At 58.6% G+C, this 26,397-nt stretch carries 20 protein-coding genes and 1 pseudogene; 10 read left to right on the top strand and 11 right to left on the bottom strand.

Features of this window, described 5'->3' with window-relative positions; all coding sequences use genetic code 11:
• Positions 1-231: 231 nt before the first annotated feature.
• On the top strand, positions 232-948 hold the full coding sequence (locus BK662_RS22035; RefSeq protein ID WP_123359827.1) for a class I SAM-dependent methyltransferase: 717 nt from the start codon (positions 232-234) through the stop codon (positions 946-948).
• Positions 949-1,056: 108 nt separating this feature from the next.
• Here the strand turns inward: BK662_RS22035 and BK662_RS22030 are convergent, their stop codons facing one another.
• Positions 1,057-1,536 (bottom strand): VOC family protein, encoded by a 480-nt coding sequence (locus BK662_RS22030; protein ID WP_123359826.1) that lies wholly within the window; start codon positions 1,534-1,536, stop codon positions 1,057-1,059.
• 197 nt (positions 1,537-1,733) lie between these two features.
• Between BK662_RS22030 and BK662_RS35480 the strand changes: the two genes are divergently transcribed.
• Positions 1,734-2,033 carry a hypothetical protein gene (locus BK662_RS35480; RefSeq protein WP_123359825.1) on the top strand — a complete coding sequence of 100 codons (300 nt, stop codon included), beginning with the start codon at positions 1,734-1,736 and terminating at the stop codon, positions 2,031-2,033.
• Positions 2,034-2,159: 126 nt separating this feature from the next.
• On the opposite strand, the gene BK662_RS22020 is transcribed toward BK662_RS35480, so the two are convergent.
• The 4 genes from BK662_RS22020 to BK662_RS22005 form a co-directional block, all read right to left on the bottom strand.
• Positions 2,160-2,678 carry an isochorismatase family protein gene (locus tag BK662_RS22020; protein WP_123359824.1) on the bottom strand — a complete coding sequence of 173 codons (519 nt, stop codon included), beginning with the start codon at positions 2,676-2,678 and terminating at the stop codon, positions 2,160-2,162.
• Between the two features lie 274 nt (positions 2,679-2,952).
• Complete coding sequence (locus BK662_RS22015) at positions 2,953-3,879, bottom strand: sugar ABC transporter substrate-binding protein (RefSeq protein WP_123359823.1); 927 nt, start codon at positions 3,877-3,879, stop codon at positions 2,953-2,955.
• A gap of 100 nt (positions 3,880-3,979) precedes the next feature.
• Positions 3,980-4,768 (bottom strand): TIM barrel protein, encoded by a 789-nt coding sequence (locus tag BK662_RS22010; protein ID WP_123359822.1) that lies wholly within the window; start codon positions 4,766-4,768, stop codon positions 3,980-3,982.
• The gene (locus BK662_RS22005) at positions 4,765-5,787 is read right to left on the bottom strand and encodes a Gfo/Idh/MocA family oxidoreductase (RefSeq protein ID WP_123359821.1); all 1,023 of its coding nucleotides are present in this window, start codon (positions 5,785-5,787) and stop codon (positions 4,765-4,767) included. The genes BK662_RS22010 and BK662_RS22005 overlap by 4 nt, the downstream gene beginning before the upstream one ends.
• 201 nt (positions 5,788-5,988) lie before the next feature.
• Here BK662_RS22005 and BK662_RS22000 point away from each other — a divergent pair, with 201 nt between their 5' ends.
• Entirely contained in the window at positions 5,989-8,010 is a 2,022-nt protein-coding gene (locus BK662_RS22000; RefSeq protein WP_185047174.1) for a sigma-54 interaction domain-containing protein, read from the top strand.
• Between the two features lie 189 nt (positions 8,011-8,199).
• Here the strand turns inward: BK662_RS22000 and BK662_RS21995 are convergent, their stop codons facing one another.
• Positions 8,200-9,249, bottom strand: coding sequence for a LacI family DNA-binding transcriptional regulator (locus tag BK662_RS21995; protein WP_123359820.1), 1,050 nt, complete (start codon positions 9,247-9,249; stop codon positions 8,200-8,202).
• A 180-nt stretch (positions 9,250-9,429) separates the two neighbouring features.
• On the opposite strand from BK662_RS21995, the gene BK662_RS21990 reads away from it, so the two are divergent.
• From BK662_RS21990 to BK662_RS21975, 4 genes are all read left to right on the top strand, one after another.
• Positions 9,430-10,542 carry a fatty acid desaturase family protein gene (locus tag BK662_RS21990; protein WP_123359819.1) on the top strand — a complete coding sequence of 371 codons (1,113 nt, stop codon included), beginning with the start codon at positions 9,430-9,432 and terminating at the stop codon, positions 10,540-10,542.
• A gap of 149 nt (positions 10,543-10,691) precedes the next feature.
• Entirely contained in the window at positions 10,692-11,012 is a 321-nt protein-coding gene (locus BK662_RS21985; RefSeq protein WP_123359818.1) for a MocE family 2Fe-2S type ferredoxin, read from the top strand.
• A gap of 18 nt (positions 11,013-11,030) precedes the next feature.
• Positions 11,031-12,272: an NAD(P)/FAD-dependent oxidoreductase gene (locus BK662_RS21980; protein ID WP_123359817.1), complete on the top strand. Its 1,242-nt coding sequence runs from the start codon at positions 11,031-11,033 to the stop codon at positions 12,270-12,272.
• 1 nt (position 12,273) lies between these two features.
• Positions 12,274-13,122: a sugar phosphate isomerase/epimerase family protein gene (locus BK662_RS21975; RefSeq protein WP_123359816.1), complete on the top strand. Its 849-nt coding sequence runs from the start codon at positions 12,274-12,276 to the stop codon at positions 13,120-13,122.
• Between the two features lie 65 nt (positions 13,123-13,187).
• Here BK662_RS21975 and BK662_RS21970 read toward each other — a convergent pair whose 3' ends face one another.
• The gene (locus BK662_RS21970; RefSeq protein WP_123359815.1) at positions 13,188-14,102 is read right to left on the bottom strand and encodes a LysR family transcriptional regulator; all 915 of its coding nucleotides are present in this window, start codon (positions 14,100-14,102) and stop codon (positions 13,188-13,190) included.
• Positions 14,103-14,253: 151 nt separating this feature from the next.
• Here BK662_RS21970 and BK662_RS21965 point away from each other — a divergent pair, with 151 nt between their 5' ends.
• Positions 14,254-15,264: a zinc-dependent alcohol dehydrogenase family protein gene (locus BK662_RS21965; protein ID WP_123359814.1), complete on the top strand. Its 1,011-nt coding sequence runs from the start codon at positions 14,254-14,256 to the stop codon at positions 15,262-15,264.
• A gap of 181 nt (positions 15,265-15,445) precedes the next feature.
• Here BK662_RS21965 and BK662_RS21960 read toward each other — a convergent pair whose 3' ends face one another.
• The 4 genes from BK662_RS21960 to BK662_RS21945 form a co-directional block, all read right to left on the bottom strand.
• Positions 15,446-16,276, bottom strand: a complete 831-nt coding sequence (locus tag BK662_RS21960; RefSeq protein WP_123359813.1) for an alpha/beta fold hydrolase — start codon at positions 16,274-16,276, stop codon at positions 15,446-15,448.
• A gap of 248 nt (positions 16,277-16,524) precedes the next feature.
• Positions 16,525-17,514, bottom strand: a complete 990-nt coding sequence (locus BK662_RS21955) for an MBL fold metallo-hydrolase (protein ID WP_123359812.1) — start codon at positions 17,512-17,514, stop codon at positions 16,525-16,527.
• Between the two features lie 42 nt (positions 17,515-17,556).
• Positions 17,557-18,759: an NAD(P)/FAD-dependent oxidoreductase gene (locus BK662_RS21950; RefSeq protein WP_123359811.1), complete on the bottom strand. Its 1,203-nt coding sequence runs from the start codon at positions 18,757-18,759 to the stop codon at positions 17,557-17,559.
• A gap of 243 nt (positions 18,760-19,002) precedes the next feature.
• Entirely contained in the window at positions 19,003-19,395 is a 393-nt protein-coding gene (locus BK662_RS21945) for a response regulator transcription factor (protein WP_123359810.1), read from the bottom strand.
• 299 nt (positions 19,396-19,694) lie between these two features.
• On the opposite strand from BK662_RS21945, the gene BK662_RS21940 reads away from it, so the two are divergent.
• Together BK662_RS21940 and BK662_RS21935 are read left to right on the top strand one after the other, a co-directional pair.
• Positions 19,695-20,630: a LysR family transcriptional regulator gene (locus BK662_RS21940; protein ID WP_123359809.1), complete on the top strand. Its 936-nt coding sequence runs from the start codon at positions 19,695-19,697 to the stop codon at positions 20,628-20,630.
• Between the two features lie 169 nt (positions 20,631-20,799).
• Positions 20,800-26,254 (top strand): annotated as a pseudogene (locus BK662_RS21935) (trifunctional serine/threonine-protein kinase/ATP-binding protein/sensor histidine kinase).
• Positions 26,255-26,397 lie beyond the last annotated feature (143 nt).

Raw genomic sequence — 26,397 nt, 5'->3', positions numbered from 1 at the left:
AATCGTCCGTTTTTTTGATGGGCTGGACGGCTGCTCTTGGCCGATAGCGGTCTGTCAGGAAGAGCTGCAACCGACCCAAAGCTAACTGTCGCCACAAGGCTGAATCAGCTTAAGCAGACGAGAAAAATGTTTGGGCTATATATTCCTTACGGGAATGCAATACATAAAATTAATGAATTTTTATTATTGCTGGGTATAACGTAGCTTGATTCAAGGACATGGAGAACCGCCTTGAAATCATACCCTCTCAACGCTGCTGGAAAATTTGATATCTCACGAGCCAATGAGTACGGACGACAGAGCCGTATTGCACTAGCCGGATATGACGCTTGCCAAGACTTGGCGGCGTGCATGCTGGCGGCAAGCCTTGGTAATACAAGCATGGCAAAAATACTGGTAGTGGGCGCTGGGGGCACGGCGCAGGAGATTATTGCTATGGCCAAGCTTGAGCCGGGTTGGCGCTTCACTGCCGTTGATCCATCCGAGCCGATGCTGGAGGCAGCAAAGCAGCAGTTAGAGGCGAACAACTTGCTTGAAAGAACGACCATGCATCTTGGGCATGTTGAAGACCTGGCAGCAGACGAATCATACGACGCAGCCACCTTGATCGGTGTACTCCATCATCTCGATGGAGATGATACCAAGCGACAAATTTTACGATCCATTCGGACTCATCTAAAGCCGGATGCACCGCTGATTGTCGCGGGGAATCAATATGCTTATGCCAGCCAGCCGTTACTGCTTGCTGCCTGGGGGCAACGGTGGCGGCAGCATGGAGCCAGCCCGGATGAAGTGAAGGTCAAGCTTGGGAAGATCCTTCAAGGTGCGGACCCTCCACACTCCGAGGCGGCGGTTCAAAAGCTGTTGCATGACGCCGGATTTGGGGATGCCACCCGTTTCTTCAGCAGTCTTTTCTGGGGGGCGTGGTTGACGTGCAAAGCGGCCTGAACATGGAGGCTTTTTGGCCGATATCTGCCGGTTACAGTTTTTCAGTACCCGGCTTCAGCACCGGCCACATCCGACACGTCCAAGCGCGCCAACCCCAGGCACCGCTGGTTAACCCTTCAGAGCCGCTTCAATCGCAGCGATGTCGATCTTTATCATCCCCATCATGGCGTCGAACGCGCGCTTGGCCGCCGCTCGATCAGGATCGGTTATCGCCGCTGTCAGAACGCGTGGGGTGATTTGCCATGACAGTCCCCACTTGTCCTTGCACCAGCCGCATGCACTTTCCTGGCCGCCGTTTTTGACAATCGCGTTCCACAAGCGGTCTGTTTCGGCTTGGTCGTCGGTCGCCACCTGGAACGAGAAAGCCTCGTTGTGCTTGAACGCCGAGCCCCCGTTCAGCCCAAGGCAAGGAATGCCCATCACCGTGAACTCGACCGTCAAGACATCGCCCTGTTTGCCCGCCGGATAATCGCCCGGTGCGTGAAAGACAGCTCCCACAGCGCTGTCCGGGAACGTCTCGGCATAGAACGTCGCAGCATCCAGCGCGGTGCCGTCGTACCAGAGACAAATCGTGTTTTTGCTGATCATCTCGGTTCTCCAAAATAGGGACTGATGCATACATTTTAGTAGCGTAGGCAACCGGGCTATTTTGGCAACTTCCGGAGAGTGGCAGGCCCGCGCAAATCAGTCCGCTGAACGGAGCCAAGGGCAGGCACAACACCGTCTAATCTGAATAGTACACGAGCACAAACGTGGCTCATGCCTCTTGCTACAGGGGAAACGGGATGACCGGAACAACAGCGTGCCAATGCTCGTCATGGGTTCTACTCTCCCTGTTAGTCATCAACCTGGCGCTGACGGCGGGATGTTCAAGCAACGTTTCCACGGCTCGCTATTCGGCCTCAAACATAGGCTCAAGCTGTTATGCAAAAGCGCTACCCACCGCTGGTGAAGGTGGCCTGGCTTGGGGCTCAACCTTGAGCATGGCGCGCGAAAAATCCCTGACTAATTGCATACGCTATGCCGGCCGATCCGGTGGCACGCCGGGTACCTGCCACGTGGTTTTGTCGGAGTGCAAAAATTAGAAAATGGCTCGTTAGATGGAACGAGCGAGTAGTGTCAGGCCCGATATCTGACACGCTCGGGCTCAAGCGGAAACGACGCCGACGAAGGATAGATCGACCCAGCCTGAGCCGATCTATCAACGTTGGTCAGAAGTGCCAGTTCTCAGCGCGAACGACACGACAGAATGGGCCCGCCAGGGTTGCATTGTGATGAGCGACGATATTTTCGGCCGTCAACGCAGGGGTGTCGGCGCAGGTATGACCATCGGCGATCAGCACTGCATCGAACCCAAGATCTCGTGCGGCGCGGCAGGTGCTGTCGACACAATACTGGGTCTTCATTCCGGCAATAACCACACCTTGAGATTCACACGCTTTTAACCGATCGGCCAGATCAGTCATGGCGAAAGCGTTGGGTCGGCTTTTTTCGAAGATCACTTCGTCGCCTTGTAGCAGCAGTTCCTGCACCAGTTGTGTCAACGGGCTCGCAGGCTCGATAGGCGAGCCAGGCGGACCCACATGGCGAGCCAGGAAAACTGGTGCGCCTGCCTTCCGGGCTTTGCTCAGCAGGCTATTCAAGGTATTTAACAGCGCTTCGCCAGCCCAGGGTTTATCCGGGCCATGAAACAATCCAACCTGCATATCGAGAATCAACAGTGCATGCATAGTGCTTTTTCTTGCGTTTGGACCAGTGACACAAGGGCAAAAGAAAAGGCCCTCTCCATCACTGGCGGGCCTTTGAAGTTCGTGCGTTATTGGCTCACGACACCTCTCACGACCCGCCCTGGGCGGTCGTGGTTGTGGTGGTCGAGGCAATGCGTGGTTGATTCATGAAGCTGACAGTATCTGCACGGTGCCTGGTTGGCAAGGGCGCGCATCCGTGCGCCAAACATCGTGATGCCACGGGTCGCTTTGAGGAGTAGGCCGCAACCGTTTGACGCTATTTATAATGCTGCTCAAACACCGCTACCTGCTCCGGCGTGATCAGCTGAAAGGGCACCCAGACATCCGTCTCGACCGGCTCCCCTTTGATCATTTTGATGGCCGCTTGCAGCGCGCTGGTCGCTTGGGCTTTGGGGTCTTGAAACACGGAGGCTACGAGCATTCCTCGCTTGATGGCCGCCAGGCCGTCAGGCAGGCCGTCGATGCCGACAATTGCAATCTCGCCCTTGGCTTTACCGGCTTGCTGCAGTGCCATGGCGGCGCCGATGGCCATCTCGTCGTTGTTGGCAACGATGGCATCGAAGCCGGTGCCGGCCAGCAGCCAGTTGCTGGTCAGGTCCATCCCTTTGTTGCGCTGCCACTCGGCACTTTGTTGTTCGACGATCTTGATCCCGGGATAGTCCTTGAGCACCTGTTTGACGCCTTCGGTGCGGTCGTGCGTGGAGTTCTGCGCCAGGTCGCCCATGATGATCGCGATGTTGCCTTTGCCCGCCATCTTGTCAGCCAGGTAGCGCATTTGCAGCTGCCCGGCCTCAACGTCGTTGGACGCGACCGTGACCACGCCTTTGGGCAGGACGCGTTCGTCCGGATGGCGGTTAACGTAGACCAGCGGTATTTTCGCTTCGACGGCGGCGCGAGTCATGTTGGCGGTGGCGGCGGTGTCCACGGGCAGGACGATGACGGCATCCACCTTCTGGCCGAGAAAGCCCTGAATCTGATTGAGCTGGCGAACCACATCGCCCTGGGCATCCTCGAACTGGATCTCGACGTTTTCCTTCCTGGCGGCATCTTCCAGGCCGCTGCGCACATAGGTCATGAAGTTGTCGTCAACCCTGGCAATGCTGACGCCGATGCGATAGCTGGCGGCGGCCCATTGGCTGAAGAGGAATAACAGCGTGGCAAAAAGAAGTGTGCAGCGACGCATGATGGTTTTTCCTTTTTTGTTATGAGTTGAAATTCATCAAGATCAAACGTGAGGGTTTCTGGCGCTCTCTGAATCAAACCCGCCGAGAGCGCCAGCGTCCTCAATCCAGCGTGAAGGCTTGCCGAAAGCGTTCAAGTGCCGCTTCGCTGTCGCCGCTGGCCCAGCCCTCAAGCCCGACGACACCGGTGTATCCCATGCGGAACAAGGCTTTGGCAATGGCCGGATAATGGATTTCGCCGGTGCCGGGTTCCATGCGGCCGGGGACATCGGCGACCTGGATTTCGCCGATGGCGCTGCCGGCGCGCTGGATCAGTTCGATCAGGTTTCCTTCGCCGATCTGGGCATGGTAAAGGTCCAGGTTCATCTTCAAATGAGGGCTGCCCACGGCCTCGATCAGCGCCAGGGTATCGTCGGCGCGAGCGAAGGGCGTGCCGGGGTGGTCCACCTCGGTATTGAGGTTTTCCAGCAAGAATACCCGGCCTGCGTCTTCGCCCAGGCGAGCGATTTTCTCCAGGGTCTTGCAGGCGCTCAGCCACATGCGTCCGGTGGTGTGGGCCACGGGTTTGACCGGCAAGCCTTGGTCGCCCAAACCGGTGCCATGCAGGTTGAGGCTCGGGCAATTCAGTTGTGCGGCGACGGCCAGGGATTCTCGTGCGCTGTCGAGCAGGTGCTGGATGTCTTCGGGGTCGGTCAGGTTGCCCGAGATGTAGCCGGTCATCGAGGTGAAGTCAGCGCCCGTGGCGACAAGGGCCGCAATGTCTTTCTTCGTCCAGTCCCAGAGTTCGGCGCTGAAACCCAGCGCGTGAATGCGTTTGACGCGCTCTGTGAATGGCAGATCGAGGAAGACCATCTCGGCACTGATCGCCAGTTTGAACGGTGTGAAACTCATGACTGGGCTCCTTGCACGCGCACAGGTTTGCCCTGCTGGAAGGACTCGATACACGCGCGGGCAATGGCCAGTGCCGCCCGGGCATCTTCGCCGCTGGCGAGTGGTTTCTCGCCGGTGCGCAGGCAATCGACAAAGTGGTTGAGCTCAGCCACATAGGCATCACGCAGCAGGTCGGTGTCCATGCGCTGAGTGTCGGCCTGGATGCCATTGGCCAGATAGCGCACCAGGTCAGAGTCATTGAGGCTGCCCATGATCAGCATGCCAGCGCTGCCGAACACTTCCCCTCGAACATCGTAGCCATACACAGCCTGGAAATTGGCCTCGGCCGTCGCGATGGCGCCGTTGTCGAAACGGATCGTGACCACGGCGGTGTCGAGGAAGCCCTTGGCCTTGTAGTCCGGTGCAATCAGGGCATCGGCCATGACAAAAACTTCGACCGCTTCGGCACCGAGATTGAGGTAGCGCAGGGTATCGAAGTCATGGATCAGGGTTTCGAGGAAAATCACCCACTGCGGCGAGGCAGCCGGGTTGTTCAGCGCCGGGTCGCGGGTCAGCGAGCGCAGCAGTTGCGGCGTACCGATACGGCCGGCGACCACGTCCAGGTGGGCGGCCCTGAAGCTCTTGGCAAAGCGGCGGTTAAAGCCGACCTGTAGCGGCACACGCGCATCGGCGGCTGCGGCGATGGCGCGGTCCGCCTCGTCGAGGGTGATGGCCATGGGTTTTTCACAAAACACGCCTTTGCCGGCGCGGGCCGCACTGATCACCAACTCGGCATGGCTGCGGGCGGGGGCGGCGATCAAGACAGCATCAATTTCCGGGTCATCGAGCAGTTGCTGTGGATCGGTATAGACCCGTTGCACACCCAACTCTGCGGCCAGGCGGGCGGCTTGACCGGGTGTTGGGTCGGCGATGGCGGCCAGGCAGGCGCCGGGAATGTGTCTGGCGGCAGTCAAGCCGTGAAAGCTGCCCATGCGGCCAGCACCGATGAGACCCAGGCGGATGATCTTGGACGTACTCATGAAATGACTCCCTTTTATTGTTGTTCAATGACTCGCAGCAGGAATGTCCTTGCTGGCGTCAATCAAGGGAGCAAGGGCTGTGCCAATATTTAACTCATTGATATTCAAGGGTTTAATTAATATTTTTTGAAAGATGTGTTCATTCCCATGACATGTCTACACTGACATGTCTAAAACGTGAACATGGAAGTGGATCTGACGATGGTGAACCCACAGCTGACAGCCTTCAGCGCGCAAGACCTCGATTACATCACCGCACTCGGTCCTGCGTCGTTGAACGAAGGACCGATCGCCGAGCTGGACCAGGCTTGGCTGGCTTGCCTGAAAGGGCGCATCGATCGACCTGCCGGGGTCAGGCAGGTCATTTGGGATTCCTGGCTGCGCAGCGTCAGTGCCGGTCTCGATTCTGAGGATGGCGAATACCGGTTTGTCGCCCCGACCGTTCTGGCTGCAACGCTGGCGGCCAATCGTGCCTTGATCGCCGCGGCGGCGGAGGTCATGAAGGGATTGCTGGCTTACAATCCCAGGGGCCATATCAATCTGACCGATGCCGCAGGCACGACCCTGTATTTCTGCGGCCTGGACCTTACGCCTGTGGGCAGTCGACTGCTGGAGTCGGTGCAGGGCACCAACTGCACCGGGCTGGCGATTGCCGAAGATCGCTTGGTGTATGTGCTGGCCGAGGAAAACTTCGGGATCGGTCTGCGTCGCCGGCGCATGCATTGTGCCGCCGCGCCGATCCGGGATGCGCAGGGCAGGACGCTGGCCATGCTGACCCTGACCGCCGAGCCGGGGTGGTTTCATTTCCATACGCTGGGCACCGTCCAGGCGGCGGCCGAAGCGGTCTCGCGGCAGATGGCGCTGCAAGCTCTGCTGGAAGAACAGCAAACCGTCCTCGAAGTGCTCAACGAGGGGCTCGTGGTGCTGGATGAGCGGGGCTGCATCAAGGCGCTCAACCGCTATGCCCGCCAATTGTTTCGTGTCGGCCGGGACCTGTTGGGCAGCCCGTTCCAGCGTCTGGGCCAGAGCGAACTGACCGATGAGATTCTGCTGCGCGGCGGGGAAGGGCAGCAGTATGAAGGGATAAGAGATCTGGATTGCACGTTTGAGCTGCATGATCGCAGCCTCTTGGCGTGTCTGGTGTCGGTGTGCCCACTGGAGCAGGGTGGGCGCATTGTTTCGTTGCGCGAGAACCGGCGCATCCGGGAAATTACCCGGCGAATAATCGGCACTCAAGCCAGCTACACCTTCGAGACCATTCAAGGCAGTTCGCGAGCCATACAGGACGCGTTGCACCTGGGGCGGATTGCCAGTCGCAGTGACTCGACCACGCTGATCCTCGGTGAGAGCGGTACCGGCAAGGAGCTGTTTGCCCAGGCGATCCATAACGCCAGTGAGCGTTGCAGCGGTCCGTTTGTGGCGGTCAATTGCGGGGCCATTCCGCGAGATCTGGTGCAGAGTGAACTGTTTGGTCATGTCGAGGGTGCCTTTACCGGATCGGCCCGTGGAGGCTCTGCCGGGAAGTTCGAATTGGCCGATGGCGGAACGATTTTCCTCGACGAAATCGGTGACATGTCTTTCGATGCCCAGGTCAGCCTGCTGCGCGTTTTGCAAGAAGGTGAGGTGACTCGCGTGGGCGCGAAAAAATCCCGGCAAGTGGATGTACGCATCATCGCCGCCACCCACCGCAACCTGAGCCAGGCGGTTGCCGATGGCGCGTTCCGTGAGGATCTTTACTACCGGCTCAATGTGCTGAACCTGACGGTTCCGCCGTTGCGGATGCGCCGGGAAGATGTTCCATTGCTGGCGCGACATTTTCTCAATCGTTGCACCCGGTCGTTGCGCAAATCGGTGCAGGGCATCTCGCCAGAGGCGTTGGATATTCTTTCGGCGTACAGCTGGCCGGGTAATGTTCGCGAGTTGGAAAACACCATCGAGCGCGCGACCAATCTGGCGGTGACCGAACTGATTCAGCCAGCTGATCTACCGCTTGAAATCAAGCAAAGGCTGCGTCAGTCGACGCCGGGAAGTGTGCCCGAGCCCCGGGCTGCCCTGGACCTTGGCACCCATGAAATGAATGCGATCATCGCGGCCCTCAGGGATACCCGCGGCAACATCCGCCTGGCCGCGAGGCAGCTGAATGTTTCTCGCGGCGGGTTGTACAACAAGATGAATCGGTTCGGGTTGAGCGCCGATGCTTTCCGTTCGGAACCCAACCTCTGACAGGCTGAAAATGACCTTGTGGCGAGGGAGCTTGCTCCCGCTGGGTTGCGCAGCGACCCCAATAGGTCTTGTCTCAGTCTTTCAGAAGAAACTCAGTGATTGGTTTTGGGGCTGCTACGCAGCCCAGCGGGAGCAAGCTCCCTCGCCACAGGTTTAGTGTGTCTGCGAAACTCGGTACCACTCACAGGTTCACTGTCGGGCGTTCTCTGAGGTGATGATCTGCAATGGAATATGGATTCGATGCCGGCTCGGATCGAAGTCTGGCGTGGTCTGCAGCTCGACCAGCAAGTCGACCAGCGCGGTTGCCAGTAATCGCGGCTGGGAGTCGATCACCAGGCTGATCAATCCCTGATCCAGGGCTTGTCGCGACAGCTCGGTCGACTCCTGCAGGATGCAGCACAGCGACGGCTGCTTCGGCAGTTGCGACAGGGCATTGATGACCCCGTCGCCGCCACCGCCGACCACGCACAAACCGCGCAAGTCGTCATGCCGCGCCAGCAGGTCCAGCGTCGCCTCTTCGGTGATGTCGCAATTGTCCAGATTGATCACCGCTTCCAGCAGCCGCAACCCCGGGGCGCGTTCCGCCAGGTAGCTGCGCAACCCCTCGACCCGCGCCTGATGGCCAAGAAAACGGTGACCGCCGAGCAACACCCCGACACTGCCTTTGCGGGCGCCACAGGTGTGAGCCATCAGCCAACCCATGGTACGTCCGACCTCGTGATTATCCTGGCCGACGTAAGGCTCATCCGCCGCCTCATGAATGTCGGACAGCATTGCGATCACCGGCACGCCGGCTTCTCTGATCTGCGCAATGGCGGCATTGATCAGCGGATGCGCGAAGCTGACCACCGCCAGACCATCGCACTGCACCGCCAGTTGTTCGATCTGGGCAATGATCGCGCTGGGCGTGCGATCGAAAACGTACTCGAATTGAATGCTCAGGTTGGCGCCAGCCTGACGCTGCGCCGCCTCGGTGATGGCGGTGGCCACGTTGCCATAGAAGGCCTGGGCGGTGCCGAGCAGCAGGATGCCGAAACGATAGGTGGGACGCCGTTCGCGGATCCGCTGGCCGATCAGCCTGGCGGCGAAATAACCGACCGCTTCGGCGGCCTGGAATACCTGCTCGGCGGTGTCCGGGTTGACCGGAGCCCTGGCGTTGAGCACCCGGTCCACGGTGGCGACACTCAAGCCAGCGTGTTCGGCAACGGTGGCGATGGTTGGGCGTTTAGTGTTGTTCATGGCGGGCCCCGCAAGCGCTTTGATAGAAAACTATCAAGCTTCAATGGGCCTGGATGATAGCTTGATAGGGAATGTATTCAAGGGCTTGAGGGTGATTTCTGCGCTCTCTATATTTTCCCCAGCGATGTGATCCCGCGTCGAAAAGTGCCTAAAACAATCAAGCTTGCGGAGAACAATAAAATGCCTGAACAAAACGCAGCCTTTGAAAACCCCGGTAAGCCCGAGCCTCGGGATTATCGATTGACCGGCCCCGAAGCCGCCCGAGCGGCGCAAAAAGGCCTGGTATCGGCAAGCTGGTACCAATCCCCCATTTCTCGTAAACGCATGAAGGAATTGATGCAGCGCCGCGATGGCCCGGCCTTGCTTGATACCGCGATCTGGCTGTCGGCGATGGTCGTGACCGGCTTCGGCGGTTACTGGCTCTGGGGCTCCTGGGCCTGCGTTCCGTTCTTCTTCGTCTACGGGATGCTCTACGGCACGGCGTCCAATGCCCGTTGGCACGAAGCGGGTCACGGTACGGCGTTCAAGACCCGCTGGATGAATGATGCGGTCTATCAGCTGTCGAGCTTCATGTTCATGTTCGAACCCCAAGTCTGGCGCTGGAGCCATGCACGGCACCACACCGACACCGTCATCGTCGGCCGCGATCCGGAGATCGTCGAACCGCGTCCGCCAAGCCTGATCAATATGGTGCTGAGCCTGTTCAGAATGCCTTATGCGTTGAAGACGATGTGGTCAGTCTGCAAGCATGCGGTAGGGCGGATGGGTGAAGAAGAACAGACGTTCATCCCCGAGTCCGAGTGGCCCAAGGTGGTGAGGGACGCACGTGTCTGGCTAGCGATTTATGCGCTCACCGTGGGCGCTGCGCTGTACATGCAGAGCTGGTTGCCGCTGATGTTTATTGGTCTGCCGACCCTCTATGGCGGTTGGCTGTCCTACCTGTTCGGCCTGTCGCAGCATGTCGGCCTGGCTGAGGATGTACTCGATCACCGCAGCAACTGCCGCACGATTTATATGGGCCCGGTGCTGCGCTTCATGTACCTCAACATGAACTATCACCTTGAGCACCATATGTATCCGATGGTGCCTTTTCACGCGCTGGCGCAGCTTCACGAGGAGATTCGCAACGACTGCCCGCCGCCTTACACCAGTCTGTTCGAGGCCTTCAAGGAAATCATCCCGACCATCTGGAAGCAGCGCAAAGACCCGACTCATTTCGTCTCTCGTCCTTTGCCACAAAGCACCAAAGCCGCCGCAACCGTCCGGGCACAACCTGAAGCAATGCCGGGCTGACATCCAATAGGCACAACCCCTGTGGGAGCGGGCTTGCTCGCGAAGACGGCGTCACAGTCAACATCGATGTCGCCTGATACACCGCTTTCGCGAGCAAGCCCGCTCCCACAGGACACCTTCCTGTGTGTACCACTACAAGAGAAAACGCCATGACCGATCAATGGATCGATGTATGTGCCGTGGGCGATATCGACGAAGAAGATGTCATTCGTTTCGACCATGGCCAGCACACCTATGCCGTCTACCGCTCCGCCGACAGCGAGTTTTTCGCCACCGCGGGCCTGTGTACCCATGAGTCCATCCACTTGGCCGATGGCCTGGTGATGGAGCATGTCGTCGAGTGCCCCAAGCACAACGGGCGTTTCGATTACCGCTCCGGCAAAGCCCTCGGCGCACCGGTGTGCGTCAACCTCAAGACCTATGAAGTCCGGGTCGAGGCGGGGCGTGTGCTGCTCGCCATCACGGTTTAACTGCACGGAGTCTGTGCCATGAATCCTGCCAATGCTCCATTGATCATCGTCGGCGCCGGGCATGCGGGTGGCCGTGCGGCCCTGACCTTGCGCGGTGAAGGTTATAGCGGCCGCCTGATTCTGATAGGCGACGAGTCCCACCCGCCCTATGAACGTCCGCCGCTGTCCAAGGGGCTGTTGCAGGGCACGGTCGATCTGGCGGGTTACAGCCTGTGCGACACCGCTCAGCTCGCCGATCTGGACATCGAACACTTGTCCGGCAACCCGGTGAAATGCCTGGATCCGCAGCAGCATCGTCTGCAGTTGGCCGACGGCAACTGGCTGCATTACGCGCGGCTGTTATTGGCGACAGGAGGGCGGTCGCGCAGACTCGCCTCGGTGCCCGAGCATCTGGGCAATGTGCTTTATCTGCGTACCCATGACGAGGCCCTGGCACTGCGCGCTTCGTTGCAACCCGACGCGCGGGTGGTGATCATCGGCGGTGGTTTCATCGGACTCGAAGTCGCCGCCACCGCCCGAGCCTTGGGTTGCACGGTGACCTTGCTCGAGGCCGGACCGCGTTTGGCGGGGCGAGTGTTGCCGGAGCAACTGTCTAGTGTCCTGCTGGAACTGCATCGCAGTCGGGGCGTGGATGTCCGGCTGAATGTGGCCATTGAGGCGGTGCAGGGCGCTACTCACGCTGAGTCCGTGCAACTGGTCGACGGCGAGTTGCTGCCCTGCGACCTGGTGGTGGTGGGCATCGGCATGCAACCCAACACTGAACTGGCTGCGGCCGCAGGACTCGAGGTCGGCCAGGGCATCCGCGTCGATGCCCGACTGCGCACCAGTGCGCCGGACATCTTTGCGGCGGGCGATGTCTGTGAGTTTCGTCTGAACCCGCAAGGCGTTTTCCAGCGTCAGGAAACCTGGCGCAACGCCGAAACCCAAGGTCGTCACGCCGCCCTGAATCTGTTGGGCGGCGAGTTGCCCTTCGAGGTCATTCCCGGTTTTTGGTCCGATCAATACGACTGGGGATTGCAGACCGTGGGCGTGATCGCAAACACACAACCCGCCGCGAGCCGGACAACCCCCGGTGGCGGTTTCCTGTCGTTCTACCTCGATGCCGAGCAACGTCTTCAAGGCGCTTGCGGCTGGGGGCAGGGGAATAGCATCGCCAAAGACATCAAGCTTTGCGAGCGGCTGATCGCTCACCATAACCCTCTCTCGGTAGACGCTCTGGCCGACGCCGATGTACCGCTCAAACAACTGCTGAGGAACTGACATGCGTGAATTTCTGGTCTTTCAGTCCCAGTGGGCCATGCAAGATCACCGCGGCCAATGCGACCTTCCCCTGGAAGCGCAAGTGGAGAAAATCGCCGCCGCCGGTTTCGATGGCATCACCGACCATTTCTGGGTCGCGCCACATGCCGCACGCCTGCATGCCGCCGCCAAGGCGCAGGGCCTGCAAATCGAAGGGCAGGTGTTCCCCCGCACCGTGGATGATCTGGCGGCAGCGATCGATGTCGCATCCCGCTACGGCTGCCACCACCTCACGCTGCAAGCAGACGTGAGACCGCGCACGTTGAAGCAAGCTATTGAACTGATCGAAGGCTGGCAGCGTCTGGCCGAGCAGGTGGACTTTCCCGTTCTGCTGGAAACCCACCGTTATCGCCTCACCAGTGACCTGTTGTTCACCCTCGACATTCTCGCTGAAATGCCCGACCTCAAACTGTTGGCCGACTTGTCCCACTATGTCGTAGGCCGCGAATTGCCAGAGCCGGCCACCGCCGAGGACGACGAACAGATACACACCATCCTGCGCCACAGTTGGGGTTTTCATGGTCGTGTCGCCAACGGCGAACAGGTCCAGGTGCCCCTGAGCTTCGCCCAGCATCGACCCTGGCTGGAGCGTTTCCTGGGTTGGTGGCGCTATGGGATCGAGGATTGGCTGGCCCGACCGAACACGCCCGACAGCCTGTCCTTCACCTGTGAACTCGGCCCGCCGCCTTATGCCATTACGGGTGCCGACGGACGCGACATCACCGATCGCTGGGCCGAGGCGCTGATGCTTAAGGAGGTGATACGTGAGGTTTGGAATGACTGTCGGGCACCGTCAAACGATGGGGGCTGATTTAACGCGGGAATGGTTTTGGGGCTGGCAGCTTTCGGACGCGTTGTAGCGATTTTTTTGATCGCTTATTGTTCCAGCCAGTCAGAGTGGAGCTGCGGAAAACGCTCTTGCAACCATTCAATAAAAACTTGCACCTGCGGTGCCAGGTGCGTCCGGCTTGGGTACAGCACCGACACAGGACGAGGGGCTGGCCGATAGGGTTTTAGAATCTCCACCAAAGCGCGACTGTCCAAATGCTCGGCCACGGTGATGCCTGGCGCCTGGATTATTCCGAAGCCCGACACGCCACACTGAACGTACGCATTCGACTCGGTGACTGTGATACCTGCGTTACTGACAAACGCTCGATCCTGACCCTTTACCGAGAAGTGCCAAGGCAGTGTCCTGTTGCTCTGACCGGACAAGAAGTTGACGCCTCGATGGGACACTAGATCATCGAGTGTCTCGGGTTCGCCGTGCTCATACAGATACTCGGGAGCTGCGCATGTCACCATGGTTGCCATCGCGATGGGGCGAGCGATCAAGGTCGAGTCCGGTAAATCACCTATACGTAACGCACAGTCGATGCCTTCACCTATCAGGTCAACGGCTCGATCGGTCACGCCCAGTACCATGTTGATGCCGGGGAAGGTTCTAGTGAATTCTTTCAGACTTCTTATGAACTCCATTTGCGCGAAAGCGGTCGGGATATCGACTCGAAGTCGGCCCATGAGCGTTGCTCCGGTGCGGTCAAACATCGAGGTCGCGGCAGAAATATCCGCGAGAATTTCCTGCACCCGCTCATAGAACCGTTCGCCCTCGGCGGTGAGCGCCACCTTTCTCGTGGTGCGTTGGAATAGGCGCACGCCCAATGACGTCTCCAGCTCCTGGATGTAACGGGTGACCTGAGGCCGCCCGATGTCCAGCGACTCGGCGGCTTTAGTGAAGCTGCCGAGTTCAGCAAGCCTGGCGAACAGTCGCATTGATTGCAGCAATTCCATGATGTCTTACCTTGCCTAATACAATTGTTGCCTCAGGATAGAATAATCATGTCCTTTTTTACGTATTTATTGCGCGCCCCCAAAAGCGAAAGATGTGCTCAAGGCGAAGCCGTTGCGGTTTGCAGCCATTGACTCGTTTTGGAGATTCGCAATGAAAGCTTGGTTATTGAAAGATTTCGGACTCGACAACCTGCAACTGGGAGAGACAGCGACCCCGCAACCCAAGACCGGCGAGTTGCTCGTAAAGGTCGGCGCTGTCTCACTCAACTTTCGCGACAAGGCGATTGTTGATGGCATCTATGAGCCGCATAGGGTGCCCAAACCCCTGATCCCGGTTAGCGATGCAGCCGGCACAGTGGTCGCGGTCGGTGACGGCGTCACGCGCTTCAAAGTCGGTGATCGGGTCAACTCGCATCTGTACTCCCGTTGGCTGGATGGCGAGCCTGGGCCGAATGAGCCGGATTACTGTTTCGGTTCGCCGTTGCCTGGCGGTTTGGCCGAATACATGATCATCCACGAAGACAGCGCCGTTGGTGCGCCAGACAACATGAGCGATGAAGAGGCAGCGACGCTGCCGATTGCCGCGCTCACGGCGTGGTACTCGCTGGTAGACTTTGGACAAATTCAGCCCGGGCAAACCGTGTTGGTTCAAGGCACTGGCGGTGTGTCCATATTTGCCGTGCAGATCGCTACTGCGCTTGGCGCGAAGGTGATCGCAACGTCGAGTAGCGACGAGAATCTGCAAGCCGTGCAGGAGCTGGGAGCCGTAGCGGGCGTCAACTACAGAACTACTCCGAACTGGGCAGACGAGGTACTGAGGCTGACCGAAGGCAAAGGCGTGGACCTGCTGCTCGATGTGGCCGGTGGCAGCGGCATCAATCAATCGGTCGCCGCGACCAAGGCATCCGGGCGTATTGCGCAGATCGGCTTTTTGACCGGGCAGACCGTTGAACTCAATCTGATGCCACTCATTTTTCGCCAGACGACCATTCGCGGTATTGCTGTGGCGCCGCGCTCATCGTTCGACCGGATGAATGCATTCCTCAACGAACACAAGATTCGTCCTGTGATCGATCAGGTGTATCCGTTCGAGAAAGCACGAGAAGCTTACGAGCATCTTGCGAAGGGGGCGTTTGGGAAGGTTGTAATCAAAATCGCTTGATACCGCTAAAGGCGCCAATATGGCGCCTTTTTTCAACGCCGAGTGCGGCTCTGGCTCGAACGTCCGCTATTGGCTGTAGATTCAACCGGTCGATGCAACAGATTGGCTAAATCGTTCTGCGGGCGTTTCGTAGTTTAGTGTTTTCCAGCACCGGCCATTTCAGACGTCGCGACGTTAGTGCTCAACCGCGAATGAACGCCAGCAAATCGGCGTTGATCTGATCCGCGTTGGTAGTCGGCATACCGTGAGGAAAGCCCGGGTACGTCTTGAGGGTGGAATGCTTCAATAGTTTGGCCGAAAGCGGCGCAGAGTCGGCAAACGGCACAATCTGATCATCCTCTCCATGCATGGCCAGTGTGGGCACCTGAATCGCCTTCAGGTCTTCGGTGAAGTCGGTCTCGGAAAACGCTTTGATGCAGTCGTAATGAGCTTTTGCACCGCCCATCATCCCTTGACGCCACCAGTTGTCGATTGCGCCTTGTGAAACCTTGGCCCCGGGTCGATTGAAACCGTAGAACGGCCCCGACGGCACGTCCAGGTAAAACTGTGCGCGGCTGGCGACCAGTGCCGAACGGAACCCGTCGAACACTTCCAGAGGTAAACCGCCGGGGTTCTTCTCTGACTTAACCATGATGGGGGGAACCGCGCTGATCAGTACGGCCTTGGCAACGCGTCCCGGTTTGGCTCGAGCGGCGTAGCGCGCTACTTCACCACCACCGGTCGAATGGCCGACATGGATCGCACCTTTAAGGTCGAGCGCATCGGTCAGCTCGATGACATCGGCGGTATAGGTGTCCATTTCGTTGCCCACCCAGGTTTGGGTCGAGCGCCCGTGACCGCGGCGGTCGTGCGCGATCACCCGATAGCCTTTGAGCAAGAAAAACATCATCTGGTTGTCCCAGTCGTCCGCGCTCAATGGCCAGCCGTGGTGAAACACGATGGGCGTCGCGTCTTTCGGACCCCAATCCTTGAAGAAAATCTCGGTGCCGTCTTTGGTCGTAATAGAGTTCATAGCGTGCATCTCCTTGTGATCTGGTTTGTTTTGGGTTGCAGAGTGCTTAATAGCGGCCTGCGTCAACTCGGAAAAGCTGGAAAGCGGTACCAACAAACTGGCGGCCACTACTGCTGAACTTGTCAATATGGCCCGACGCTGGAGATCTATCTCCCGATTGGAGTCTTTCATTGAAGGTCGCTCGATCATGTGATGTTGCTCAGGGAGATTCGTGCCTCCGTGAACGGAGGCGCAAACCCGACAAGCGATCAGTAGTCCCAGAAACCCGCGACCCAGCGAAAGGCGTCACCGTCCACTGCCACCCGGCCAACGGAGGGGAACGGCAGGTGAGTCGCCACAAACAGCTCACCGCTAGCTGCCGCCTCTTGCAACAGGCGGACACGAACGCGAACCGACTCCTCAGGGTCATGTTCAAAGCCGTTATGCCAGTCGGGGTGTTCGAAGGCGACCGGGAACAGGGCGTCGCCTGCGAAGGTCAACCGCTCACCGCCGGATGTCACGTAGACCACGCTGTGCCCTGGGGTGTGGCCGCCGGTGAGCTTGACGACCACGCCTGGTGCCACCTCATACTCATCCTCGAACGTGCGCACCTTGCTGCGGTATTCGTTAATGAACTGATTGGCCGTTGCCCGCAGGACGTCCGGCACCGGCGACGGCATGGAGGTGAGGGAGAAATCGGGCGACTCCCAAAACGCGACCTCGGTGGCTGAAACGTGGATACGCAGATCTGGACGTAGTTGGCTCTTCACCTCATCGACAAGCAGCCCGCCGATATGGTCCATGTGCATGTGGGTTATCACCACGTCGGTCACGGACGCAAGATCGATACCGGCGGCCTTCAGTCGTTTGGGGAACTGCCCGGCCCGCGGAAATCCGGGGAACTGCCCTCCGAGTCCAGCGTCGACGAGGATGAGCTTGTCGCCGCTACGCACCACAAGTACGTTCAGCGCCCAATCGAACGCGTCCGGCCCCAGGAACATGTCCTTGAACCAGGTCGCGCGGGCGGCTGGGTCGGCATTGGTGGACATCGTCTCGGTCGGCAGAGGCAGCACCCCATCACTGACCACCAGCACGTCAATCTCGCCGATCCGCAGCGCATAGCGCGAAGGAACCAACTCCTCGGACCCCGACCCACCGGGGTGTGAGGTGTTGTGCAAGCTCAGGTTTGACTCCTGCTGAGCGTTCCTTTTTTGATGTGTTCCATCCTTTTGGGTGGGGTGGTTCAAATGCATAGTCATGGTCCTTCTCCTATTGCTTGGGTCAAGAATCTCAGAGGGGCTTCAAGCCACCGGAATCATCGGGTCGGCTGCCGCCAGGGCGGCGGCCCGATCAGCTGCCGGTGGGTAGATCCACTGGGTGTTGATCTGCGTCTTGAGCTCCTTGGCCGTTTCCTTGACCAGCTTGAGCTGGCGATCCCAGCCTTCAGTAAACACCGCGCCCCAGGCGCCCAGATCGAGGCAGGTCACGTACTTGGGCTGACGGTAGGGGGTGGGCGCGACACCTAGCAGGTCCGCAGCGACGTTATTCCCGGCGTGACGGCCTAGAGAAATCGCATGCTGGCAAGACATTGCGGCGAAGTTGCCGAGGTCGTCGGTGGCGGCATAGGCGACATCTCCAGCGGCGTAGACATGTTCCTGGCCGAACACCTTCAGGTTCTCATCGACGTGCAAGCGACCCTGGACATCGCGCACGCTGGAAATCTGTTCGGTCAGCGGGCTGGCGCGAAAGCCGACGGTCCAGATCACTGTTTGGCTCTCGATGCGGCGACCATCAGCGAGGGTAACGCCGTTGGCGTCCACCGCCGTCACACTGGCGTTGACCACCCATTCAATGCCCAGGTATTCGGAGGCCTCGATGATTGATGGACGAATTCCCTCACCCATGGTCGCGCCGATCTGAGGCGCACGGTCGATGATGATCACGCGGATGTCCTGATCGTTACCGAGCAAGGACCGCAGGCGTTCCGGCATCTCGGTGCCGGTCTCGATACCGGTGAAACCGCCACCGGCGACCACCACCGTGTTGCGGGCAACGCTGGAGGGACGGTTCTTGAGGGATTTGAGGTGGTTCTCCAGGCGCACCGCGGCTTCGATCTGATCAACGTCGAAGGCATGGGCGTCAAGGCCTGGCACCGTCGGGCGGGCTAACTGGCTGCCAGCCGCAAGTACCAGGCGATCGTAGGTCAATGTGCTCCACCGGCCAGCCTCATCGCGATAGCCAACGGTCCTTCCAAGGTCATCAATGTGCTCGGCGGTGCCTTTGATGAAACGCACACCTACCGAGTCGAACAACCCATCCAGGGGAGCGAACATTTTGTGCACGTCGCTTTCGTAGAAGCGGGGACGGATGCGCAATTGCGCCTGGGGCGCCAGCAACGTGATGTCCACGTCGCTACGACTGTGCTTATCCAGTAGACGGGCGGCGCTCAATGCACTCCACACACCACCGAACCCCGCACCAATAACCAGAATATGCTGTTTCATTAGTTGTTCCTCAAAAAGGTTTTCAATGTTCTTGAAGTTATTCTTCAAGTTTGGTGGAGCGATACAAGGGCGCCGAAAGTCAAGGTGTCTATGTTGAATGCAGCAGGTCGCCCGCTGTGGATTTATGTTATTGCTGGATTATTGTCGGCGCACTTCTACATCGGTTCAGAAAAGCTATACGTCAGTGGTATGGGGATATACGAAGGTTTGTATTGGATGCAAAAGAGAACTTTCAGAACGCTCTCAATTCTGCTGGAGGAGGGCTGTTTCGATGCAGTTCAGAAGCTTATTGGTTTCACAAGGTTTAGGCAGATAGGCAATCAGCGCAGGCGTATCGGTGCTAAGGGGAGGGAGGGCTTCAGGGTAAGCAGTGATGAATATAGTGGGAATGTGAAAGCCCATCGCGACGAGCTGCTTATGAAGCTCAAAACCGCTCATTCCCGGCATCTGGATATCGGATATAAGGCAACGTGTTTGAGCGGGGCCATCCGTGTTGAGAAACTCCAGAGCGCTGCAATAAGTTTGAACTTTGTAACCGCAGGATCGCAGCAAGCTTTCAAGCGCTGTCCGGACCGAATCATCATCGTCGACGATGGCGATAATCATTGAATTGCGTATTTGCGTATCTTGTTTCATTTGGGACCCTCGTGACAGCTTTGGCCGTTACTACAACATACGCCAACTTATAAGGGGTAGAAGTATACCAATGTATAGTCAGCTAAGACCAAGGTGTAGATGGTCTACCTGGAAGTTCGATGAAGTCACCCAGGTTGGTCTTGTGCTACTGGGTCGCAGTTCCGGGCATACCCACGTACAAGGCTGCCCAACCAAGGGATACATCGGTTGAACCTAGGTACAAGTGACGTCTTGCTGTTGGCCTGCATAAGCTTGAACTCCCCTTACCCATGCGGCCTTGCGCCTAGGCGGTGAACGTGATGAACAGAAATGATCTGCGGCGTGCCGACATTAATCTGTTGATTGTCTTCGAAACAGTGATGTGCGAACGCAACGTTACCCGGGCCGCAGAGAAACTTTTCCTGTGTCAGGCCACTATCAGCAGCGCCCTCGGGCGACTGCGTTCGATGTTCAATGATCCGCTGTTCATCCGCACTGGCAGGGTGATGGAGCCGACGGCGCGGGCAGAAGAAATTCATGCGCGGCTGACGCCAGCATTGGATGGCATTGCTGTCGCCTTGAGTTGTGCCCAGACGTTCGACCCACTCACCAGTGACGAGACCTTTCATATCGGACTCTCTGACGATGTCGAGTACGCGCTGCTTCCTCGTTTGATCAAGCACCTGCGGGACGAGGCGCCAAACATCACACTGGTAGTGCGCAGAGTGGACCATCGGCAATTACCCCAATTGCTGACCTCGGGAGAGATTTCCGTGGGTATCAGCTTTGCGCAAGAACTGCCTGCAAGTGCCCATTGCAAAAGCTTGCGAGCGATGCAACCCATGCTATTGCGCGCCGATTCGGCCCCCGGTTCCCTCGAGCTGGATGACTTTTGCAGGCGGCCTCATGTGGTTGTCTCTTCGATGGGAAATGTCATCGACGATGCCGACCATGCCCTGAGTCTGATCGGTCGGCAGCGCAGGGTAGTACTGGCTGTTCCGCAGTTCAGTGCCTTGCCCGCTTTGCTCGCCGGCAGCGACATGATTGCGATCGTACCGGACTACGTCGCCCGGGCCATGGCGCGAATGGAAGGGATGCGTGCCGACTTTGCGCCATTGGCGTTACCGGCGCCGGACTTGTCCATGGCTTGGCGCGGCGCGGCCCACAACGACCCTCGGGAACGCTGGTTGCGTTCGTGCTTCTGTCGCTATCTCGGTCAACATCAAGAGCAGCCCGCGCCTCTGGCCGTAGCGTGACCTTTGTGCTGACGGTGGGCTGGGTCAAATCTGAGTTCTAATGGTACTGGAAGCTGTTGTAGGCTATTGCGGCGGCATTGGCATGTGCGGCGCGACTCTGGATACAGCGTGACGGCAATGTGCGGCAGTCAAGAACCTACTTATTGTTCCCGCTCCGACGGATAACAACATGCAGATACTATGGAACGATGGTGAGCGTACCTTCTGTCGAGAGTTACGCTCGGGGGTGGAAGGCGACCGCAATGTTCTAGTTGCACGACCCGCTGCTGAACAACCGCTTCCGGCTTGTCTTGGCCGTTTCGCCCACGAGTTTGGCCTGAAGGACGAACTGGATGGCTCCTGGGCTGTGCGTCCGCTTGAGATGGTGCGAGAAAGTGGGCAGATGTATCTGCTGCTGGAAGATACGGGCGGCACGCCGCTTGTGCAGTTGCTGGTTGCCCCCATGGAAACGCTAACTTTTCTGCGTCTTGCTATTAGCATCGCGCAGGCATTGGGAAAGCTCCACCAGCGCGGACTCGTCCATAAAGATATCAAGCCCTCCCATATTTTGGTGAACTGCTCCGACGGTCAGGCCCGGCTTACAGGGTTCGGCCTCGCCTCGTGGCTACCGCGTGAGCGACAGGCGCCTGAGACCATCGCCGGCACGCTCGCTTACATGGCACCTGAGCAGACCGGCAGGATGAATCGCTCGATCGATTTGCGCAGCGACCTCTATTCCTTCGGCGTCACGCTTTACCAGATGCTCACGGGCTCGCTGCCGTTTACGGCATCTGAGCCGATAGAGTGGGTGCACTGCCATATCGCCAAAAAACCGCAGCCACCGAGCGTGCGGGTCGAAACCGTCCCCGATGTACTTTCCCGGATTGTCATGAAGCTGCTCGCCAAGACCGCTGAGGAGCGCTACCAGACGGCTGCGAGTGTTGAACACGATCTGCGGCAATGCCTGGCAGACTGGGAGTCCTTGAGCCACATCAATGCCTTCGCGTTGGGCGAGCAAGGGACATCCGATCGGCTGATGATTCCCGAGAAACTCTACGGGCGCGAGCATGAGGTGAGTACCTTGATCGCCGCGTTCGATCGGATCATCGCAAGCAGCGCGCCGGAACTGATGTTGGTCACCGGCTATTCCGGTATTGGCAAATCCTCTGTGGTCAATGAGCTGCACAAAGCGCTGGTCCCGCCGCGAGGACTCTTCGCTACCGGCAAGTTCGATCAATACCGGCGCGATATTCCCTATTCGACGCTGGTGCAGGCATTTCAAAGCCTGGTGCGCACGCTGCTGGGCAAGAACGACACTGAACTGGCGCAATGGCGTGACGCATTACAGAACGCACTGGATGCCAACGCGGGGCTGATGACCGACCTCATTCCCGAACTGAAGCTCATCATTGGTGAGCCGCCACCGGTGCAGACACTTGAACCTCAACAGGCGCAACGCCGTTTCCTCCTGGTGTTCCGGCGCTTTATCGGTGTATTTGCCCGGGCGGAGCATCCGCTTGCCCTGTTTCTGGACGATCTGCAGTGGATCGACGCGGCAACGCTCGACCTGCTGGAGGATCTGTTGACCAGCTCGGATGTGCGGCATCTGATGCTGGTAGGTGCCTACCGCACCAATGAAGTGAATGTCACGCATCCATTAGCGGGCAAACTTCAGGCCATTCGGAACGCCGGGGGCAGGGTAGATGAAATCACTCTGGCGCCGCTCGCGAAGGGACACATTGAGCAGTTGATTGCGGATGCGCTTCACGACGAGCTTGCGCACATCGAGCCCCTGGCGCAGTTGGTGCTGGACAAAACCGCCGGCAACCCGTTCTTCGTGATCCAGTTTCTGCAAACGCTCGCTGACGAACAGCTGCTGACCTTCGATCATCAAGCAAGGCAGTGGTGCTGGAGCCCGGAGCGCATCCATGCCAAGGGGTACACCGACAACATCGTGGACCTGATGGTCGGCAAGCTGACCCGCTTACCGGCTGAAACGCAACTGGCATTACAGCAGCTTGCCTGTCTGGGGAACGTTGCCGGGACCACGACGCTTTCGACCGTTCTGGGCATCCCCCAGGCACAGATCCGCACGGTATTGTGGGAAGCCGTGCGCCAGGAGTTGGTTCAGCGGCTGGAAGGCGCTTATGGCTTTGTCCATGACCGTATTCATGAAGCGGCCTATTCACTGATCCCTAAGGATTCACGCGCCGAGGCTCATCTGCGAATCGGCCGGCTGCTCGCAGCGCAGACGCCCCTGCAAGGGCGGGAGGAGGCGATCTTTGACATCGTCGGCCAGCTCAACAGCGGCGCAGTGCTGCTCACCGATCAGGCCGAGCGGGAGCAATTGGCAGAGCTCAACCTGATGGCCGGCCAGCGTGCCAAGGCGTCAACGGCCTATGCCTCGGCGCTCAACTATCTCACCACGGGTGCGCAGCTGTTGGACGACAGCTGTTGGGCGCGTCTGCATGGGTTGATGTTCGCGCTGGAGTTGAACCGGGCCGAATGCGAGATGCTGACTGGACAGTTATCGGTCGCGGACAAACGCCTGGCGGCGCTTTCGGATCGCGCCATGACGACGATCGAACGAGCCAATGTCGTGTGTCTGCAAATGGATGACTACCTGCTCCTGGATCGGAGCGATGGCGCGGTCGCTGCTTGTCTCGCCTATCTGCGGCATGTGGGTATCGAGTGGTCAGCCCATCCGAGCGACGATGAAGTGCGCCAGGAGTACGACCATATCTGGTCGTTACTGGGCGATCGGGCAATCGAGGAGCTCATTGATTTGCCATTGATGGAGGACGCAGCTTCCCTCATGACCGTCAGCGCGCTGGGCAAGCTCTTCCCGCCTGCCTTGCAGACGGATGCGAACCTGACGGACCTGTTGATCTGCAAGGCGATCAGCCTGAGCCTCGAAGGGGGCAACTGCGATGCCTCATGTGTGCATTACGCCAATGCATTCAGAGTCGCCGGACGGCGTTTCGGCGATTACGAGGCAGGATTCCGATTCGGCCAGCTCGGCTGCGAACTCGTTGAACAGCGAGGCCTGAAGCGATTCGAAGCCAGTACCTATCTTTGTTTCTCGAATTTTTCCGTGCGCTGGATGAAGCCCGTAGAGCAATGCCGCGACCTGCTGCACCGCTCATTTGCTGCGGCGAACCGGATTGGTGACTTGCCATATGGTGCTTACGCGGGCAATAGCCTCACCTCCGACGCTCTCTTCGCCGGCGAGCCATTGTCCGAGGTACAGGACGAAGCCGAACGTGGCCTGGCTTACGCCAGGAAGGTGCGGTTCGGGCTGGTCACCGATTTCATTGGCACACAACTGGCGCTGATCCGGATGCTCCGGGGCTCGACGCCAGTATTCGGTTGTTTTGATGATGGACAGTTTGACGAGCCAGGCACCGAAGCCCACCTGTCCAGCAATCCGGACCTGGCATTGGCCGAGTGCTGGTACTGGGTCCGCAAATTACAGGCATGCTACATGGCCGACGACCCCAGGGCGGCCATGCAAGCCGCCGCAAAGGCACAGCAGTTGCTATGGACGTCATATTTGTTCTTCGAGGAGGCTGAGTTTTACTTCTATGACGCACTGGCTCGTGCCCGATGGTGCGACAGTGTCCCGGTGGACGAACGTGCGCAGCACTTGATCGCAATGGCGACGGATCACCGGCAACTCCAGATCTGGGCTGAACAGTGTCCAGAGAATTTCGCGAGCCGGGCCGCGCTGGTCGACGCCGAGATCGCCCGCGTCGAAGGGCGCATGATCGAGGCTGAGTTGCTTTACGAACAAGCCGTCCACTCGGCGCAGAAGAGCGGTTTCGTCCATATCGAAGCGCTTGCCAACGAACTGGCGTCTCGCTTCTATGCGGCCCGCGGTCTTGGGAAAGTAGCCCGCGTTTACTTGCAAGACGCTCGCTACGGCTACCTGCGCTGGGGCGCTGATGGCAAGGTGCGGCAGCTTGAGGCGCGGTATCCGTTGCTGAGGGCCGAAGAGCAAACGCTCGGCCCGACAACTACGATGGCCGCACCGGTCGAACACCTCGATCTGGCCACCGTGATAAAGGTCTCGCAGGCCGTGTCGGGAGAAATCGTCCTGGAAAAACTCATCGACATGATCATGCGCACAGCCATCGAACAGGCCGGTGCCGAACGAGGCGTGTTGATTCTGTCGGACACTGGTGAACACCGCATAGCAGCGCAAGTGACCACTGGCAGCCATTCGATGCAGTTGCGCGATGAGCCGATGACTTCGGCGCTGCTGCCGGAGTCACTTCTCTACCATGTCCTGCGCACGGGTGAGAGTGTTTTTCTTGATGATGCCCTGACCGAGGCCCCGTTTGCCGAAGACCCCTATATACGTCGGCACCACGTCCGATCGGTTCTCTGCCTGCCGTTGATGAACCAGGCCAAACTGACCGGTGCGCTCTACCTCGAAAACAATCTGACCGCCCGTGTGTTCAGCCCATCCCGGATTGCCGTGTTGAAACTGGTGGCCTCACAGGCTGCTATTTCGCTGGAAAATGCCCGTTTGTACCGCGAGGTCGCGGAGCGCGAAGGGAAGATTCGGCGTCTCGTAGACGCCAACATCATCGGGATCCTCGTCTGGAACGCCGACGGTGATATCGTCGAGGCCAATGATGCATTTCTTCGCATGGTCGGATACGACGGGCTGTCTGCGCTGGAGAGATCTGACAACACCGGAATTTCATGAACTCAGCGAGCACTTTTTGGCGCAAGCCGTGCGGACCGGCTATGCCCAACCCCACGAGAAGGAATATTTCAGAAAGGATGGTAGTCGCCTGCCGGTGATTGTCGGTTTGGCGATGTTCGAAGCCAGCAGCAAGGAGGGGGTCGCTTTCGTGCTGGATCTGACCGAGCGCAAACAGGCGGAAGAAAAAATCCGCGAAAGCGAACGACGCTATCGCGAGGTGCAAACGGAGTTGGCCCACGCGAACCGCGTCGCGACCATGGGGCAGCTTGTCGCCTCGATTGCTCACGAAGTCAATCAGCCGATTGCAGCGGCCATCCTCAATGCCAACGCCGCGCTGCGCTGGCTAAACATCCAGCCGCCGGAGATCGAAGAGGTCCGCAAAGTACTTGGCAGTCTCATCATGGATGCCAATCGAGCAGCCGATGTATTGGGTCGAATTCGTCGACATATCCGCAAGGCACCCCCGCAAAAGGGGGCGGTGGACATCAGCGCGGCAATTCGCGAGATGATCGAGTTCACCCGTGGCCAGATCATGAAGAGTGGGGCCTTGATTCGGACTCAACTCAAAGACGGTTTGCCATTTATCGAAGGCGACCGCGTTGAACTGCAACAGGTGCTGCTCAACTTGATCATGAATGCGCTCGAGGCCATGAATGGTGTGAGCGAGGGTGAACGCCAATTGCACATCAGCGCTCTGTTAAATGACGCCGGCTGTGTGCTCGTCAGTGTGAGCGATTCGGGGCCAGGGTTTGCCTCGGAAAACACCGAGCAAATTTTTGCTTCTTTCTACACCACCAAGCCCACCGGATTGGGGATGGGGTTGTCCATTTGTCGCTCGATCATCGAGGCACATGGCGGCCACTTGTGGGCAAGCGTCAACCGGCCCCGCGGTGCTACCGTTCAATTCACCCTGCCTGTCGAGCATCATTGAATCTACTGCACTCTGGTCGCCTGCAACCAGGTGCTCGGTTTAATACTTAGGTTTAGGGGAGGTATATTAATGGTCACTTAAATTAATCCTGTGTACAAATGAAGCTTCGCAGCCCTGGCGATATATTACATGACAAGGGTCTG

Origin of the sequence: Pseudomonas frederiksbergensis (genome assembly GCF_003732275.1) — a bacterium.
GTDB lineage: Bacteria > Pseudomonadota > Gammaproteobacteria > Pseudomonadales > Pseudomonadaceae > Aquipseudomonas > Aquipseudomonas frederiksbergensis_H.
Note: the sequence above shows the minus strand (reverse complement) of the source record. Positions and strands in the feature narration are given on the sequence as shown.